Source organism: Niastella koreensis GR20-10, assembly GCF_000246855.1.
GTDB classification, from domain to species: domain Bacteria; phylum Bacteroidota; class Bacteroidia; order Chitinophagales; family Chitinophagaceae; genus Niastella; species Niastella koreensis.
Genome location: NC_016609.1, coordinates 6070393 through 6087335 on the forward strand (window position 1 = coordinate 6070393; position 16943 = coordinate 6087335).

11 protein-coding genes are annotated in these 16943 nt (G+C 45.5%); 4 read left to right on the forward strand and 7 right to left on the reverse strand.

Features of this window, described 5'->3' with window-relative positions; genetic code table 11:
* Positions 1-372: 372 nt before the first annotated feature.
* Positions 373-1989, forward strand: coding sequence for a Na+/H+ antiporter (locus tag NIAKO_RS24105; RefSeq protein ID WP_014221071.1), 1617 nt, complete (start codon positions 373-375; stop codon positions 1987-1989).
* Positions 1990-2108: 119 nt separating this feature from the next.
* On the opposite strand, the gene NIAKO_RS24110 is transcribed toward NIAKO_RS24105, so the two are convergent.
* Positions 2109-2306 carry a KTSC domain-containing protein gene (locus NIAKO_RS24110; protein ID WP_014221072.1) on the reverse strand — a complete coding sequence of 66 codons (198 nt, stop codon included), beginning with the start codon at positions 2304-2306 and terminating at the stop codon, positions 2109-2111.
* A gap of 58 nt (positions 2307-2364) precedes the next feature.
* On the opposite strand from NIAKO_RS24110, the gene ligD reads away from it, so the two are divergent.
* From ligD to dapA, 3 genes are all read left to right on the forward strand, one after another.
* Positions 2365-4419, forward strand: coding sequence for a DNA ligase D (gene ligD, locus NIAKO_RS24115; protein ID WP_014221073.1), 2055 nt, complete (start codon positions 2365-2367; stop codon positions 4417-4419).
* A gap of 658 nt (positions 4420-5077) precedes the next feature.
* The gene (locus NIAKO_RS24125) at positions 5078-6055 is read left to right on the forward strand and encodes an acetyl-CoA carboxylase carboxyltransferase subunit alpha (RefSeq protein ID WP_014221075.1); all 978 of its coding nucleotides are present in this window, start codon (positions 5078-5080) and stop codon (positions 6053-6055) included.
* 94 nt (positions 6056-6149) lie between these two features.
* Positions 6150-7034: a 4-hydroxy-tetrahydrodipicolinate synthase gene (gene dapA, locus NIAKO_RS24130; RefSeq protein WP_014221076.1), complete on the forward strand. Its 885-nt coding sequence runs from the start codon at positions 6150-6152 to the stop codon at positions 7032-7034.
* A 105-nt stretch (positions 7035-7139) separates the two neighbouring features.
* Here the strand turns inward: dapA and NIAKO_RS24135 are convergent, their stop codons facing one another.
* From NIAKO_RS24135 to rpoC, 6 genes are all read right to left on the reverse strand, one after another.
* Positions 7140-8051, reverse strand: coding sequence for a ribonuclease Z (locus tag NIAKO_RS24135; protein ID WP_014221077.1), 912 nt, complete (start codon positions 8049-8051; stop codon positions 7140-7142).
* A 180-nt stretch (positions 8052-8231) separates the two neighbouring features.
* A complete protein-coding gene (locus NIAKO_RS24140; protein ID WP_014221078.1) occupies positions 8232-9095 on the reverse strand; it encodes a fructosamine kinase family protein in 864 nt (287 codons plus the stop codon).
* 82 nt (positions 9096-9177) lie between these two features.
* Positions 9178-10176: a bifunctional heptose 7-phosphate kinase/heptose 1-phosphate adenyltransferase gene (locus NIAKO_RS24145; protein WP_014221079.1), complete on the reverse strand. Its 999-nt coding sequence runs from the start codon at positions 10174-10176 to the stop codon at positions 9178-9180.
* 57 nt (positions 10177-10233) lie between these two features.
* Positions 10234-11667, reverse strand: a complete 1434-nt coding sequence (locus NIAKO_RS24150; protein WP_014221080.1) for an APC family permease — start codon at positions 11665-11667, stop codon at positions 10234-10236.
* Positions 11668-11867: 200 nt separating this feature from the next.
* On the reverse strand, positions 11868-12461 hold the full coding sequence (locus NIAKO_RS24155) for an OmpH/Skp family outer membrane protein (RefSeq protein ID WP_014221081.1): 594 nt from the start codon (positions 12459-12461) through the stop codon (positions 11868-11870).
* 140 nt (positions 12462-12601) lie between these two features.
* Complete coding sequence (rpoC, locus tag NIAKO_RS24160; protein WP_014221082.1) at positions 12602-16894, reverse strand: DNA-directed RNA polymerase subunit beta'; 4293 nt, start codon at positions 16892-16894, stop codon at positions 12602-12604.
* Between the last annotated feature and the right edge of the window lie 49 nt (positions 16895-16943).

The following is a 16943-nucleotide window of genomic DNA, read 5'->3' on the forward strand; positions in this document are numbered from 1 at the left end:
ATTTTGTCCACGCCTGTACTATTTCTCTACTTTTAAAGACTTTAACAGGGTTGCCCAGGCCTGATTGTTCAGGGCTTGGGAACATTATTGATAATGATTTAATTATTTCCAATAATTAACCTGTAAACTATTGTCATGCGCGGAAAGCAACGATCAGTTTCTGTAGGAATACTGTTGCTGGCAAGTGCCATTGCATGCGAACAGGGATTTGTAGTGAATCCCAAATGGTATTTCCTGCTGTTTATCACTGTTCCTCTATTAATAGCTTATTCTTTTTCTGTCCGGGAATAGTGCATCCAAATAAAAACGCACTCCATTGGTTTGATCCATTTGTGGGTGCGTTTTATTATTTTTATGCTTAACACCCGATTCATGCAGCATCTTTTTATCCAATATGTTTATCTCATTTTAATTATTCTGGCCCTGGTCATGTTCGCCAACAAGCTGCGGCTGGCTTACCCCATCGTTTTGGTAGTGGGCGGACTGGCGCTCAGTTTTACAACTACATTTTCAAACATCACCATAGATCCTGAACTGGTATTCTTTATATTTCTTCCACCCCTGCTGTTCGATTCTGCCTGGCAGGTGTCGTGGAAAGAATTCTGGAAATGGCGGCGGGTGATAACCAGTTTTGCATTTCCCATTGTAATTCTTACCTCTTCGGTAATTGCCGTTGTATCATGGGCCTGTATCCCGGGCTTTACCCTGGCATTGGGATTTTTATTAGGCGGCATTGTTTCCCCGCCCGATGCCATTTCGGCCAGCACCATCATGCGGCAGGTAAAAGTGCCAAAGGGTTTGGTGAGTATTGTTGAAGGGGAGAGCCTGCTCAACGACGCCTCTTCACTTATCGTTTTCCGGTTTGCTATTGCAGCGGTAATAACCGGACAGTTTCATATGTCGGAAGCAGTGGGTAGCTTTTTCCTGGTAATTATAATGGGTACATTGATCGGCCTTGCCATCGGATTTATTTTCTATGCCATTCATAAATGGCTGCCAACGACACCCAGCATCGAGATCATTTTGACCCTGGTGGTTCCCTACTGCATGTATTACACGGCAGAGCATTATCATTTTTCAGGGGTATTATCTGTTGTAAGTGGAGGCTTATTATTATCTGCGCAGCGGCACCGCATGTTAAGTTACCGCAGCCGGATTGAAGGGGTGAACGTATGGGCAAACCTGGTGTTTATCCTGAACGGGCTGGTGTTTATGCTGATCGGGTTGCAATTGCCTTCCATAATAAATCAATTGGGTGATGATATCAGTGTGGGCAGTGCTATTGGCTATGGGTTAACCATTTCCCTGGCGCTAATCGTTTGCCGGCTGCTTTGCACCCTCGGCGCATCTGTGTTTACCGTGTTCATCAGCCGGTATATTACAGTGGCAGATAACAGCCCCGGTTGGCGAAATCCGCTTATCATTGGCTGGGCCGGTATGCGTGGTGTGGTATCATTGGCAGCGGCCTTGTCAATTCCCCTGCTTGCCAGCAACAACCAGGCTTTTCCCTATCGCAACCTCATACTTTTTATAACTTTTATTGTAATCCTGGTTACATTGGTATTTCAGGGACTTACCCTGCCCTGGCTCATCAGGAAATTAAAACCAACACCAGTCCACAATACCATCCCGGAAAACATCCAGGAGTTGAACATTCAGAAAAAGATTGCCAAATGTTCCATTGAATTTCTGGAGGCCAAAGCCAATGAAGGAAAGAACGTGAGCGAGCATTTGAAGAACCTGCATGAGAGATTGAAGATCGATATGAAATTACTGACCGAGCAACTGGATTCATCAGAAAACAACCCGGAAAGAAGTATCCGGAATTTTCAACTCATTTACCTGGAGCTGTTGGAAAAACAACGCACTACATTGAACAGAGTGAATCACCTGCAGGAATATGATGAAGAACTGATCAGGAAATACATGTCACTGATTGATATCGAAGAATACAAGATCCGGGAAAAAATGGTTGAAGAAAGTGCTTGAGTTTGTAAGTTATTAAGTTCGTTAGTTCAAGGTTGAAAGTTTAAAGCTGTTCAGCTGCCTCGCCAGCAGGCAACATTTGCCGCGACGGGCGTCTGCCGTTTGCAGGCCCGCCGCTGAATTCACGTTATTTTCTTATAAGCAAATCGCTTTTTAATAACGGTATTTAGGTAGGTTCCCTTTGACCCCGCCTTCTTCATGGCCTCATAAATAGCGGCCGGCACTTTCAGGTAATCATATATTTCCCCGGAAGTGAAGAGGATCCGCAGGGTAGATGTTTGTGGGAAATAATTCATATTTGCTACCACCGACGAAGGCATACCCTACCCGCTAAAAAACCGTGCCCGCCCGCTGGCATAAAAATTATTCTTATAGGGCATGGCAGTTACTTCACAAAGGAAGAAAAAGACTGTTGGGGTACGCCGGCGCAAAAGCGCGGCGCCCACCGGTAAAGCAGGGGTAAAAGCCCCCTTCCCCACCGGCTTCGCCCCCATGCTGGCCACGCTGGTTGATAAACCTTTTGATGCCGATAACTGGTTGTTTGAGGTAAAATGGGATGGCTACCGGGCTGTGGCGCATTGTGATGGCAAACAGGTGTCGGTTATTTCGCGCAACAATAAATCATTCAACGAAAAATTCTATCCCATTACTGCTGCCCTGGAGGAATTAAATCTTCATGCCGTGCTGGATGGGGAGATCATTATTTCCAATAAAGAAGGCGTCTCCAGTTTTGGCGACTTGCAGAACTGGCGCAGCGAAGCTGATGGTGAATTGTTGTATTATGTATTTGACCTGTTATGGCTGAATGGGTATTTGCTCATTGACCTGCCATTACAACAACGCAGGGACATCCTGAAAAAAATGCTGCCGCAGCATCCAACCATACAGCTAAGTCAATCCTTTGAGGCCCCCGGTACTCAATTTTACGAAATGGCCAAAGAGATGAACATGGAAGGCATCATTGCCAAAAAAGCCGACAGTGTGTACGTGCCGGGTGTTCGCTCAAAAGACTGGCTGAAGATAAAGATCGCAAAGCGGCAGGAAGTAGTGATCGGTGGTTATACCCACAACGAAGGTTCTTCCAAATTATTCAGCTCGCTGCTGGTGGGTGTTTTTGAAAATGGGGTGTTGCATTACACCGGCAAAATAGGCACCGGTTTTACCGATAAAGACCAGCGCGATATGATGGAACAGTTTAAACCACTGGTGCGTAAAAGCTGTCCGTTTGGAACAGAACCCGATTATAACAAGCCATCCCGGTTCCGCCCTAATCCGCCAAAAGCGACAGCAATCTGGTTAAAACCCCAACTGGTTTGCGAAGTAGCATTTGCCGAGATCACCAGCGATGGCGTTATGCGGCATCCTTCATTTGAGGGCATGCGCATTGATAAAAAAGCAACCGACGTAAAAGCTGAAAAAGCCAGGCCGCTGAAGATAGTAGCGCCCGAATCCATTCTGCATAAAGAAAAAATACTCACCCGCCGCTCAGCCGCCGAACGTAAAACCTTATTAAACCCCGGCGAAAAACAACAGGAAAGGTCCATCAACGGATATAAACTAAAATTCAGCAACCTCAACAAAATCTACTGGCCCAAAGAAAAGATCACCAAGCGCGATTTGCTGAATTATTATTACCAGGTGTCGCCGGTTATTTTACCTTATTTGAAAGACCGGCCCCAATCGATGAACCGGTTTCCCAATGGCATTGATGGCGAAAGCTTTTACCAGAAAAATGTAACAGGTAAAATTCCAGACTGGATCAACACTTTTCCGTATACCGATAAAAGCGTCAAAAAAAGCTTCCTGGTACCGGTGCGGGAAGCAGATGTATTATATATGGCTTCGCTGGGCTGCATTGAAATGAACCCCTGGAGCAGCCGGGTGCAAAAACCCGACAATCCCGACTGGTGTATCATTGACCTCGACCCCGATACCAATACGTTCGAGCAGGTAATAAAAACCGCCCAGGTTACACATGAGCTCCTGGATAGCGCGGGTATTCCCAATTACTGTAAAACATCCGGTTCAACCGGCATTCATATTTATATGCCGCTGGGCGCTAAATATGTGTATGAAGCTTCCCGGGAGTTTGGCCGCCTCATTGCTACCATGGTGCACGAACAGCTACCCCGGTTCACCAGTATTGAACGGCAAACGGCCGATAGAAAAGGAAAGATCTACATCGACTTTTTACAGAACCGCCCACAAGCCACCCTGGCCTGCGCCTACTCCCTTCGCCCCAAACCCGGGGCTACGGTTTCCATGCCTTTGCATTGGGAAGAAGTTAAGAAAGGGCTTAAAATGAAAGACTTCACCATTCACAATGCAGTGGCCCGCATTAAAGAACAGGGCGATATTTTTAAGCCGGTGCTGGGTAAAGGCATTAATATGAAAAAAGCAATCGAATCCCTTCAAAAGCTTTTACATTCCTAGGATTTTATACTGTTTTCCCAGGATTTCGATATGAAATCCCAGGAATTTATATCATTATCCTGGGATTTGATACCATTATCCTGGGATTTCACTATGTTTTCCCAGGATTTCATACCATAATCCTGGGATTTGATACCGTTTTCCCATGAAAACTATACGAAATCCCAGGATAATTCCTTCACTGCATCAACTATATCAGCCTATCAAACTATCGATACCAGAAATCAAACCAAATTGGAACAAAAACGAATCACCTCATAATCAAAATAAAATAGCTTTGAAACAAAACAACGTACGTACATGCTGTTCAAAAGATTGTTGCCAATTTGGAGTGGGCCAGCAGTTGTTGCTGAATATGCTGAAATAGAAAAGTCAGGTCCCAAAAAAGACAAGTTCTCCCCGTCAGGACGGTACGGCACTAAATATCCCGTTTTCACACTACATTTGCAGCCTTTAAAAACCGGAAAGTGCATCATAAATCCCCCGGGATTACGTTAATAGATGCTCATTAACAAGGAGTTCTGTAAACGTAAGCGAAACAGGCCACTGTTTGCCAAAATCCGCGATTTTGCAAATAGTCACGTGAAATGGGGCGTTTGTAGAAAACTTTCTTAAAAAATCCTTCATCCCTTAATTTTACAGCTTATTATCACTGCCTATGCCGCAAGATAAAAACCGTCAGTTCCTGGATTTTGAAAAACCGATCAAAGATCTTTTTGATGATATAGAAGGTTTGAAGCAAAAGGCCGAAAAGAGTAAACTTGATCTGACTGACCCAATTAAGAAACTGGAAGAGCGCGTGCTGGAAACGCGTAAGGCTATAACACAAAGCCTTACGCCCTGGCAAAAAGTGCAGTTGAGCCGCCACCCCGACCGTCCGTACACCATGAAATATATCTCCAAACTCACTACTGATTTTGTGGAGTTGTTTGGCGACCGTAATGTTAAAGATGATAAGGCCATGGTGGGTGGTTTTGCCTCCCTCGATGGGCAAACAGTAATGATCATCGGTCAGCAAAAGGGTATCAATACCAAGGCGCGTCAATTGCGCAATTTCGGTATGGCCAATCCTGAAGGGTACCGCAAGGCCCTGCGACTGATGAAGCTGGCAGAGAAGTTCGACAAACCTATTATAACCCTTATTGATACGCCCGGCGCCTACCCAGGCCTGGAAGCGGAAGAAAGGGGACAGGGTGAAGCTATTGCCCGTAATATTTATGAAATGATGCGGCTTAAAGTACCGGTTATATGTGTGATCATTGGCGAAGGAGCCTCCGGCGGCGCTATGGGAATTGGCGTTGGCGACAAAGTGTTCATGCTCGAAAACACCTGGTACACGGTTATTTCGCCCGAAAGCTGCAGTTCTATTCTTTGGCGTAGCTGGGACCAGAAAGAAAAAGCAGCCGAACAGTTAAAACTCACTGCCGACTATATGCATGAATTTGGATTAATTGATGGTATCATTCCAGAGCCTGTGGGTGGCGCACATTGGAATTACGATGAAGCCGCCGGCTTATTAAAACCTTACCTCATTAACACCATCAACGAGCTGAAAGCGATGGACCCAGAAGAGCGGGTTCGAAAGCGAATCGATAAGTTTAACAAGATGGGCTTCTGGGACGAATTAGCCTCCTAGTTCTTACTTGTAATTACTTATCGTTAAACAGCTTAAAACCAACATTCAAAATTTAAATCGCTCCCGAAAACAATCGGGATTCAACCAAAATATTATGTCTCTTCGTCAATCATTATATGGTACCGGCGTGGCGCTGGTTACCCCTTTCAAATCCAATACGGATGTAGATCTCGATGCATTAAGCAAAATCATTGACCACGTTATTAATGGCGGCGTTGAATATGTGGTGACGCTCGGCACCACCGGCGAAACACCTACCCTCAGCAAAGAAGAAAAGATCGCCATTGTACGCTACACCTACGAAAAAGTGAACAACCGCGTTCCGGTTGTTGTAGGCATCGGCGGTAACAATACTGCTGAATTAATAAAAGAACTGGAAACTTTCCCTTTAGATAAAGCTACTGCTGTTTTAAGCGCCAGCCCCTATTACAACAAACCTTCACAGGAAGGCATCTTCCAGCACTACAAAGCGCTGGCAGCAGCTTCGCCCAAACCTATTTTGTTGTATAATGTTCCAGGCCGTACCGGTCGTAACATGACCGCCGCTACTACCCTGCGTTTGGCTAATGAAGTGGCCAATATTGGTGGAATTAAAGAAGCCAGCGGCGATATGGCCCAGTGCATGCAGATCCTGCGCGACCGCCCCGAAAATTTTCTGGTAGTTAGTGGTGACGACGCCCTGATATTACCACAGGTTGCCTGTGGCATGGATGGGGTTATCAGCGTAGCCGCCAATGCCTTCCCCAAACAATTCACCCATATGGTGCGCCAGTGTTTGAAAGGCGATTTTAAAGCAGCCAAATCATTGAACGATGTGCTGATCCTGGCCTACGAATTGATGTTTGCTGAAAACAATCCTGCCGGCGTAAAAGCATTCATGACCGAAATGAACCTGTTGGAAAACGCCCTGCGTTTACCAATGATGCCGTTGACCGAAGGCTTGCACGAGCAGGTGAAAGCGTTCCTGAAAAACAATTAGAAATAACGAACTCCGAATAATAATGTCGAATGTTGAGGTACATTCGACATTTTTCATTTAAGTAGGTTTATACTTCAACATTCAATATTCAACATTTGATATTCATCATTTCTGCGGAGCACGAAACGTAACACCTTCCAATGCCAGGCTGGTATTGGGGAACACCTCGATGGCTTCCTGTTCAAACACCTCCAGCTTATCGTATTTTGAGCTAAAATGACCTATGAGCAAACGCCCTACGTTGGCGTTTTTGGCAATCCGGGCAGCCTGTTGGGTAGTGGAGTGAAAACGCATGGCAGCCCTCATTTCCAGGTCTTTTAAGTAAGTTGTTTCGTGGTATAGCAGGTCAACGCCTTTTACCTTTTCTATCAGTTCTTCATCATAAATGGTATCGGCGCAATAGGCGTATGACAACGGCTTAACGCCGGGATTGGTCACCAGTTCATTTTCTATCAGTTCCCCGCTTTTGGTAGTATAATCTTCCCCCCATTTAAGGCGGTCGTAAAACGCGGCCGGTACGCCATATTCAATCGCCTTTTCAGGATTAACGCGGCGCGGCGCCCGCACCTGGTCGAACCTGAAACCCCAGCAGGGAATGCGGTGCTTGGTGGCAAAACAGGTTACTCTGAATTTATCGTTCTGTACAATCACGCCCTCCCCTTCCAACGGATGAAAATACAGGGGGTACGACAATTGATTGGAGGCAGCCTCCAATTGTAAGTCCAGTATTTGTTTTAAAGGAGCCGGGGCAAATAAATGCAGCTCATTCTCGCGATGCAGCAGCCCCATACTGTGTAGTAAACCCGGTAAACCAAAATAGTGGTCGCCATGCAGGTGGGAAATGAAAATATAGTTGATGCGCGACCAGCGGATGCGGTATTTCACCAGTTGCTGCTGGGTGCCTTCGCCACTATCAACCAGGAACAAATTATCATCCAGCGTCACTACCTGCGACGTGGGATGCCGGTCGTACGCCGGTAAGGCAGAATTATTTCCCAGTATAGTAACAGCCAGCATTCAATTCATTAAAGGGTGATCATTTTGTTTAAGACGGCTTCATAAGTCATTCTGCTGCATTTCATTGCACAAATTTATGTAATAGCCACCTAACCCGTTATCCACTTATTACCTCCTACTCACCATTTATTACATAATACTTGCAATTTTATCCTTCTTCCTTCAAAAATATAACGTAAATCAATACCGCCGGATTGTATGCATAATGTCGGCCAGGTAGCTTTTGCCAAATAAATTCAGGTGAATCAGCAATGGGTATAAGTTGCACACTTCCCATTGCTGTCTGTAATTAACAGGCAGGGGGTAATGATAGTTGTAGCTCTCATAAAACAGGTTGCCGAATCCTCCAAACAAGGTGGTCATAGCCATATCAATACTGCGATGGCCATAATATACCGCCGGATCGATCAGCACCGGATTTTCCGAAGCATCACATACAAAATTACCACTCCACAGGTCGCCATGTAACAACGCAGCCGGTTCCGGTGCAAACAGATTGCCCAGCCGCTGATACAGCTTTTCAAATTGCTGTACCTGGGCCGGTTCCAGCAATTGACGGTTAACGGCCAGTTTTACCTGTGGCTGCAGCCTTTGTTGAATAAAAAAATCGGTCCAGTTACCGGCAGGTTGATTGCTTTGCGGCAGCGAGCCCATGTAATTGTCAGTGGGCAGGCCAAATTGTTTGCCTTGGATATGATGTAAAGCAGCCAGTTGTTCGCCAAAGCAGGTCCAGAAAGCATCAGTTTGTAAACCCTGTTCTATCCATTCCAGGATCAGAACCTGGTGCCCGCCGTTTTGGCCACTGGCAATAACCCGTGGGATCCGGATCACCTGTTGCTGCGCCAGCAGCTCCAGGCCCTGCCGTTCCGTTTCAAACAGATCTGGCATTGCCGCCAGTTCGTTGATCTTGCAAAAGAAGTTTTCTTTTCCGGCAGTAATCCGGTACGTATGATTGATGGAACCTCCTCCTACCGGAGTATATGTAATGGGGGCTTTACTATTTAGTAGTTGCTGAATTAAAGATTGTACTGCAGGCGTGATCATAAGTTACAGTTCTTAAGTTATTAAGTTCGTAAGTCCCGGGTTCAACCAAAGAACTTAATAACTTACGAACTTATAAACCGGCTCAGGACTTCAACAATAATTTGCACTCGTGTAGTAACCTGTCTTTATTCACAGCCGCGGTTCCCACTTCCTCACAAACCAATCCACCCGCAATATTGGCCACTTCGGCCATCAGGTCAATCCGTTTGGTAGCGGCATAGATCAGGGAAGCCACGGCTATTACCGTATCCCCGGCGCCCGACACATCGGATATATTCCGTAAGTGTGAAGGAATGATTTTGGCATCGCTGTTCTGCTGGTAAAACACACCCTTTTCAGACAGCGTAATAAAGGAGATAGCGTGTTGTAATTTCTTTTGTAACTGCTGGTGAATATCGTTCAGAGTTACCAGGTTAACATCATCTATCAGCAGGTTCAACCCGTCTTTTACCTCTTTCAAATTTGGCTTGAAAATATCAACGCCCTGGTAGCTGAAGAAGTTTTTTCGTTTGGGATCTACCGTGGTTATAACACCATGTTGTTTACACAGGGCTGTCACTTCTTTTATCACGCGCTCGGTCAATACCCCTTTATTGTAGTCTTCAAAAATGATTACCTGCGGCTTTTCCGTAGCAATATACTGATGCACTTTTTCCAACAGGGCATTCTCATCATCGGCACTCAGATCTTTGGTGATCTCTGCATCCAGCCGCATCATTTGCTGGTTACGGCTTATAATGCGGGTTTTGGCAGTAGTAATACGGGAGTTTTGTTTGGCTACCCAGTTGGTATTAATGTGGTGTTCGTTAAACAAATGGGTTAAGGTATGGCCATTTTCATCTTCACCCATTACCGAGAGTACGGCTACCTGGGAGCCCAGGGCGGCCAGGTTCAACGCCACATTACCGGCTCCACCTATCCGGTGTTCTTTTTTATCCAGCGCAACAACAGGCACCGGCGCTTCGGGCGATATCCTTTCCACATGTCCCCACCAGTAAATATCCAGCATTACATCACCTATCACCCCGGCTTTGATATTGGAAAAATCAGCAAAAAGTTGGTCGAAATTAATTGTATCCATACTATAAAAATATTACCTGTTTGCAGTTACCGGTAACTGCAAACAGGTAACCGGCAACTAAGCTGTTTTCTTATTTCGCACTGCAAGATAATACAAAGGAACGCCCGCCAAAACAATTCCAAAACCAATACCTGCGTATTTAGGTTTCATTTGAATAAGAAAAACACAAAATGTAAGGGCAAGAATAATATAAATAATGGGTAATACGGGATAGCCGAATGCTTTATAAGGCCGCTCCGCATCCGGACGCTTTTTGCGCAGGATGAAAATACCCAGAATGGTAACTGCATAAAAAAGTACGGCAACAAAAGCGATCATATCCAGCAGGTCGCCATAACTACCGCTTAAACACAGAATGCCCGCCATAGCTGCCTGGATCCACAAAGCAAATTCAGGCACGGCGTTTTTGTTCAGTGTGCCGGTTTTCTTAAAAAACAGGCCGTCCTTGGCCATGGTATAATATACCCGGGCGCCGGCCAGAATAAGACCGTTATTACAACCAAAGGTGGAAACCATGATCATGACGGCTATTACGTAAGCGCCATTAGGACCAAATATTGACTCCGCTGAAATTACCGCTAACCTTCTCGACGGGGCAAATGCGATGTCGTGTAGAGGCAGCACATTCAGGTACATCAGGTTAGCAGCTACATAAATAATGGTTACAATAAGTGTCCCCAGAAACAGGCTGAGCCCAATGTTTCTTTTAGGGTTTTTTATTTCGCCGGCAATAAAGGTTACGTTGTTCCAGCTATCGCTGCTGAAAATTGAGCCCGACATGGCTGAGGCGATGGCGCCTATCAACACAATTCCGCTAATGGGTAACCAGGAACCATCATCTGCAGCAGTGCCAGCCGGATTTTTAGTAAAGTGCACCGCATTCATGCCCGTTGCCAGGTTTTCGGACCAAAAGCTATGTTTCACCAACAGAAAACCAAGGATGATCAATCCAAACAAAGAAAACAGCTTTACACTGGTGAATATGGTTTGAATGATCTTTCCCCCTTTAATTCCCCGGGAGTTGGTATAGGTAAGAAATATGATCAGAAAAATGGCCAGTATCTGGGCAGCAGATACTTTGAACGTGCCAATGGTAAGCAGTATAACATCTTCGCCTACCTCTGGTATCAAATACGCCGTAAAACGGCTAAAAGCTACCGCTACAGCCGCAATGGTGGCGGTTTGTATTACGGCAAAAAAACTCCAGCCATATAAAAAACCGGCTAAAGGATTAAAAGCCTCCCTGAGGTAAACATATTGGCCACCCGCTTTCGGAAACATGCCACTTAGCTCCCCGTAACTTACAGCAGCTACAATCGTCATAAAACCGGTGATCAGCCATACCGCTATTATCCAGCCGGCACTGCCTACATCCTTGGCAATATCTGAAGTAACAATAAAGATACCCGAACCAATCATTGAACCGGCTACCACCATGGTAGCGTCTATTAAACTAAGGGATGGTTTAAATGAAGAAGCGTGTTCTGCCATATTGGGTAGATAATAGTAAGAAAATCAGATTTTAACCCGCTCAAGATAAGGAACTAATCCGAATAGCATCTATCCCCAATTTCCACAATCCGGGCAATTATTATCCAGTTTTAACGGCAATAGGTAAAAGCCAAAAGCCTAAAGCTTAAAGCAAATACATATTACTTTAAACTTTAGGCTTTTACCTTTCAGCTTTAGGGTTATTTCTTCTTATCCTTATACTGCTGGTTCAACCCGTTGATAAGATCACCGGTAATATTATAAGCAGGATCTTTGTAGTAAATAATAAAACCGGGCTCATAAGAAAGGATATATGCGAATCGCTTGTCTTTGTTATAGTCTTTCAAAAACTCTTCTACCTGTTTGCGCAACTCACTCATGCGGTCAACCTGCAGCTTTTGCATTTCCTGCTCCAGCTCACCCTTACGTTGCTGGATCTGTTGTTGTTGCAAACCAACTTCGCGCTGGGCAGATTCATATTCTGCCTGGGTAATGCTATTGCCCTTTTCCTGCCATTTACGAACAGTACGTTGGTACTTGTTGGTTAAATCGTTCAATTCAGCATTCATGGCACTTTCTTTCTTCTTCATGTCGCCTGAAACATCTTTGAAATACTCATAATGTTCCTGCAGGGAATCAATATCAAAGTAAGCTACGGCAAAGCTGGGGGCAGCATTATTATCAGTTTTTACGGCTACTTTTTTCTGTTGGTCTCCTTTACTAAACTGGAAGTAAAAAAGAACACCTATGAGAACAAGAGCAATAATGGATAATATAGTAGAAATATTTTTCATGAACGCCTTTTTTGCAAGATATAAATCTGGTTGTAAAGAGAATTGTTAAAAGTTTTAACAACGGGTTAACCTCTAATAAAAAAGTAGGAAGTGTTTAGCTTCCTACTTTGTTTTTATAATCAATGAAGTATTGATCGTGATTACTCTTCGTCATCGAAGCTCATCGCTTCGCGGGTGGTTTGCAGCAATTCATATTCTTCCTTGCTACCAACGATCATGTTCTCAAAGTCACGCAAACCAGTACCTGCCGGTATCGGGTGACCTGTGATCACATTCTCCTTCAGACCAAGCATATCGTCGGTTTTACCCTGAATGGCAGCCGATGATAATACTTTGGTTGTTTCCTGGAACGATGCAGCTGAGATCCAGCTTTGCGTACCCAGTGAAGCTTTGGTGATACCCAACAACACAGGATGTGAAGTGGCAGGCTCAGCATCGCGGTATTCAACCAGCTTTTTGTCGGTACGACGCAGCAGGGAGTTTTCTTCGCGAATTTCACGCAGACTCACGATTTGACCGGCTTTCAAGCGACTGCTTTCGCCTGGCTCAGAGATAACTTTCTTATCAAAGATCCAGTCGTTTTCTTCGTTGAATTCAAAACGGTCAACTAGGTCTTCTTCAAGGAAGCGGGTGTCGCCCGGATCCACGATCTCAACCTTTTTCATCATCTGGCGAACGATCACCTCAATGTGTTTATCGTTGATCTTCACACCTTGTAAGCGGTAAACCTCCTGAATTTCATTCACCACGTACTCCTGTACTGCGAATGGTCCTTTAATAGCCAGGATATCGCTTGGTGAAACCTGTCCATCAGACAGTGGCGCACCGGCTTTGTTAAAGTCACCATCCTGAACCAGGATCTGACGGGTCAATGGCACCAGGTATTTCTTGATAACACCATCTTTAGCTTCCACGATGATCTCGCGGTTACCACGTTTGATGGCGCCAAAAGCAACCACACCGTCAATTTCGCAAACAATGGCAGGATTACCCGGGTTACGTGCTTCAAACAACTCAGTTACACGAGGCAGACCCCCGGTGATATCGCGTTGCATCCGCAGTGTACGAGGTATTTTCACCAACACCTGACCGGCTTTCACATCTTCGGCTTCATCAACCACAATGTGTGAGCCTACCGGCAGGTTGTATTGTTTTACATCCTTGCCTTCAATGATCAGGGTAGGTATCTTGGTTTTATCTTTTGTTTCAATTACCACTTTCTCGCGGTGACCGGTTTGTTCATCGGCCTCTTCACGGTAAGTGATACCTTCAATTACATTATCGAATTTCACCTGACCTACGATCTCAGCAACGATTACGTTGTTGAACGGATCCCATGTACAAAGTGTATCGCCTTTTTTCACGTTCTGTCCGTCTTTCACAAACAGGGTTGAACCGTAAGGCACGTTCACTACGTTGAGTAAGCGATCGTTCTTCAGATCCACGTTACGAATTTCACCGGTACGACCGATTACTACCTGAATTGGATCACCTTCGTTGTTAACCGAAGCTACAGTACGCAAACCGTCGAACTGAATGGTTCCATCGAATTTGGCAGTGAGTGAAGATTCAACTGAAGCAGATCCGGCAACACCACCCACGTGGAAGGTACGCAGGGTCAACTGTGTACCAGGCTCACCGATTGACTGGGCGGCGATGATACCAACCGCATCCCCTTTCTGAGCACGGTTACCTGTAGCCAGGTTCTTACCATAACATTTAACGCACACACCACGTTTGCTTTCGCAGGTCAGTACAGAGCGGATCTCAACGGTATCGATACCGGCTTCTTCAATCTGTTTGCCGATCTCTTCATTGATCTCCTGTCCGGCCCCAACGATGAGTTTATCGTTAGTTGGGCTGTATACGTTGTGAAGTGAAGTACGGCCAATGATACGATCGTACAGTGGCTCTACTATCTCTTCATTATCTTTAAGTGCGCTGGTAGCAATACCACGCAGCGTACCGCAATCTTCTTCTGTAATTACCACGTCCTGTGCTACGTCAACCAAACGACGGGTCAGGTAACCGGCATCAGCCGTTTTAAGGGCCGTATCCGCAAGACCTTTACGGGCACCGTGCGTAGAGATGAAGTAATCCAATACGTTCAGACCACCTTTGAAGTTAGAGAGGATCGGGTTTTCGATGATCTCACTTCCTGATGAGCCTGATTTTCTTGGTTTCGCCATCAGACCTCTGATACCACACAGCTGTTTGATCTGCTGTTTGGAACCACGGGCTCCGGAGTCAAGCATCATGTACACGGAGTTGAAGCCCTGTTTGTCGGTGGCCAGCTCACGGATCAACGTTTCGGTAATACGTGTATCCACACGTGACCAGATGTCTACGATCTGGTTATACCGCTCGTTGTTGGTGATAAGACCCATGTTATAGTTATCCCATACCTCGTCTACTTCACCTTTTGCCTGATCGAGCACATCGCCTTTGATAGACGGGATAATGAGGTCATTGATACTGAACGACAGACCACCACGGAAGGCCGTACGGAAACCAAGTTGTTTGATGTCATCGAGGAACTTGGCTGTTTTTGGTACGTTGGTGATGGTAATGATGTCACCGATGATCTCGCGCAAGCTCTTTTTGGTGAGCAGGGCGTTGATGTAACCCACTTCCTTCGGAACGAATTCGTTGAAGATTACACGACCCACAGTGGTTTCAGTCAGCTTTCTAACGATATTACCCTCGTTGTTACGAACATCCACTTTCACTTTAATGTGAGCGTGCAGGTCAACACGGTCTTCGTTATAAGCGATGATAACCTCTTCGGTGCTGTAGAAGGCTTTGCCCTCACCGCGGATCTTTTCGGTTTCAGTTGATTTTTTACCCTTGGTAATGTAGTACAGACCGAGTACCATGTCCTGTGAAGGCAGGGTCATTGGCGCACCATTCTGCGGGTTCAAAATGTTATGTGAAGAAAGCATCAGCAGCTGGGCTTCCAGAACGGCTGCGTTGCTCAAAGGCACGTGAACCGCCATCTGGTCACCGTCAAAGTCGGCGTTGAACGCCGAACACACCAACGGGTGCAGCTGAATAGCTTTACCTTCAATCAGTTTAGGCTGGAAGGCCTGGATTGACAAACGGTGGAGCGTAGGGGCACGGTTTAACATAACCGGGTGACCCTTCAGGATATTTTCAAGGATATCCCAAACCACTGCTTCCTTTCTATCAACCAGCTTACGAGCCGATTTTACCGTTTTAACGATACCTCTTTCAATCAGTTTACGGATGATAAACGGTTTGAACAATTCAGCCGCCATATCTTTCGGTAAACCACACTCGTGCAACTTCAACTCAGGACCTACCACGATTACAGAACGACCGGAGTAGTCAACACGTTTACCCAACAGGTTCTGACGGAAACGTCCCTGTTTACCTTTCAGTACATCCGACAGTGATTTCAATGCGCGACCACCTTCGGCTTTTACTGCGTTTGATTTACGGGAGTTATCGAACAGTGAGTCAACCGCTTCCTGAAGCATACGTTTTTCGTTACGTAAGATCACCTCAGGGGCTTTGATCTCTAACAATCTTTTCAAACGGTTATTACGAATGATCACCCGGCGATACAGGTCGTTCAGGTCAGAAGAAGCGAAACGACCACCATCCAGGGGAACTAACGGACGCAGTTCTGGCGGAATAACCGGAATGTATTGCATTACCATCCACTCAGGGCGGTTGGTGATGCGGCTATTGGCCTCGCGGAATGATTCAACCACACTCAAACGCTTCAAAGCATCGGCTTTACGTTGCTGTGAAGTTTCGGTAGCAGCTGCATTACGCAGGTCGAATGATAAAGTGTCCAGTTCAATTCTTTGCAACAGATCGTGTACCGCTTCGGCACCCATCTTCGCAATAAACTTTTGTGGATCATCATCTGGCAGGTACTGGTTCTCCTTAGGCAGGTTCTCCAGTATTTCCAAATATTCTTCTTCAGTTAACAGATCGCCCGATTTCAGGCTGCGATCTTCGCGAATACCTGGTTGAATTACTACAAAACGTTCGTAGTAAACGATGCTCTCCAGTTTTTTGGAGCTAACACCCAGCAGGTAACCGATTTTATTAGGTAAGCTTTTGAAATACCAGATGTGTACTACAGGAACCACCAGTTTAATGTGGCCCATACGCTCACGACGTACTTTCTTTTCAGTTACTTCAACACCGCAACGGTCACACACGATCCCTTTATAACGGATACGTTTGTATTTTCCGCACGCGCACTCATAATCTTTTACCGGTCCGAAAATACGTTCGCAAAATAAACCATCACGCTCGGGTTTGTATGTACGATAGTTGATGGTTTCAGGTTTCAACACCTCACCGTAACTGCGTTCCAAAATAGAATCCGGTGAAGCCAGCCCGATAGTGATCTTAGAAAATGTGGCTCTGGGACGATTATCTTTTTTAATAGCCATATTTTAATTGTCTTATTTCGTTTAAAATTTCTGAAATCTACTTTGTTCC

Bases quoted from the DNA above. Each gene is read 5' to 3' on its own strand.
- NIAKO_RS24105 (WP_014221071.1), top strand. From the start codon at position 373: ATGCAGCATCTTTTTATCCAATATGTTTATCTCATTTTAATTATTCTG.
- NIAKO_RS24110 (WP_014221072.1), bottom strand. From the start codon at position 2,306: ATGCCTTCGTCGGTGGTAGCAAATATGAATTATTTCCCACAAACATCT.
- ligD (WP_014221073.1), top strand. From the start codon at position 2,365: ATGGCAGTTACTTCACAAAGGAAGAAAAAGACTGTTGGGGTACGCCGG.
- NIAKO_RS24125 (WP_014221075.1), top strand. From the start codon at position 5,078: ATGCCGCAAGATAAAAACCGTCAGTTCCTGGATTTTGAAAAACCGATC.
- dapA (WP_014221076.1), top strand. From the start codon at position 6,150: ATGTCTCTTCGTCAATCATTATATGGTACCGGCGTGGCGCTGGTTACC.
- NIAKO_RS24135 (WP_014221077.1), bottom strand. From the start codon at position 8,051: ATGCTGGCTGTTACTATACTGGGAAATAATTCTGCCTTACCGGCGTAC.
- NIAKO_RS24140 (WP_014221078.1), bottom strand. From the start codon at position 9,095: ATGATCACGCCTGCAGTACAATCTTTAATTCAGCAACTACTAAATAGT.
- NIAKO_RS24145 (WP_014221079.1), bottom strand. From the start codon at position 10,176: ATGGATACAATTAATTTCGACCAACTTTTTGCTGATTTTTCCAATATC.
- NIAKO_RS24150 (WP_014221080.1), bottom strand. From the start codon at position 11,667: ATGGCAGAACACGCTTCTTCATTTAAACCATCCCTTAGTTTAATAGAC.
- NIAKO_RS24155 (WP_014221081.1), bottom strand. From the start codon at position 12,461: ATGAAAAATATTTCTACTATATTATCCATTATTGCTCTTGTTCTCATA.
- rpoC (WP_014221082.1), bottom strand. From the start codon at position 16,894: ATGGCTATTAAAAAAGATAATCGTCCCAGAGCCACATTTTCTAAGATC.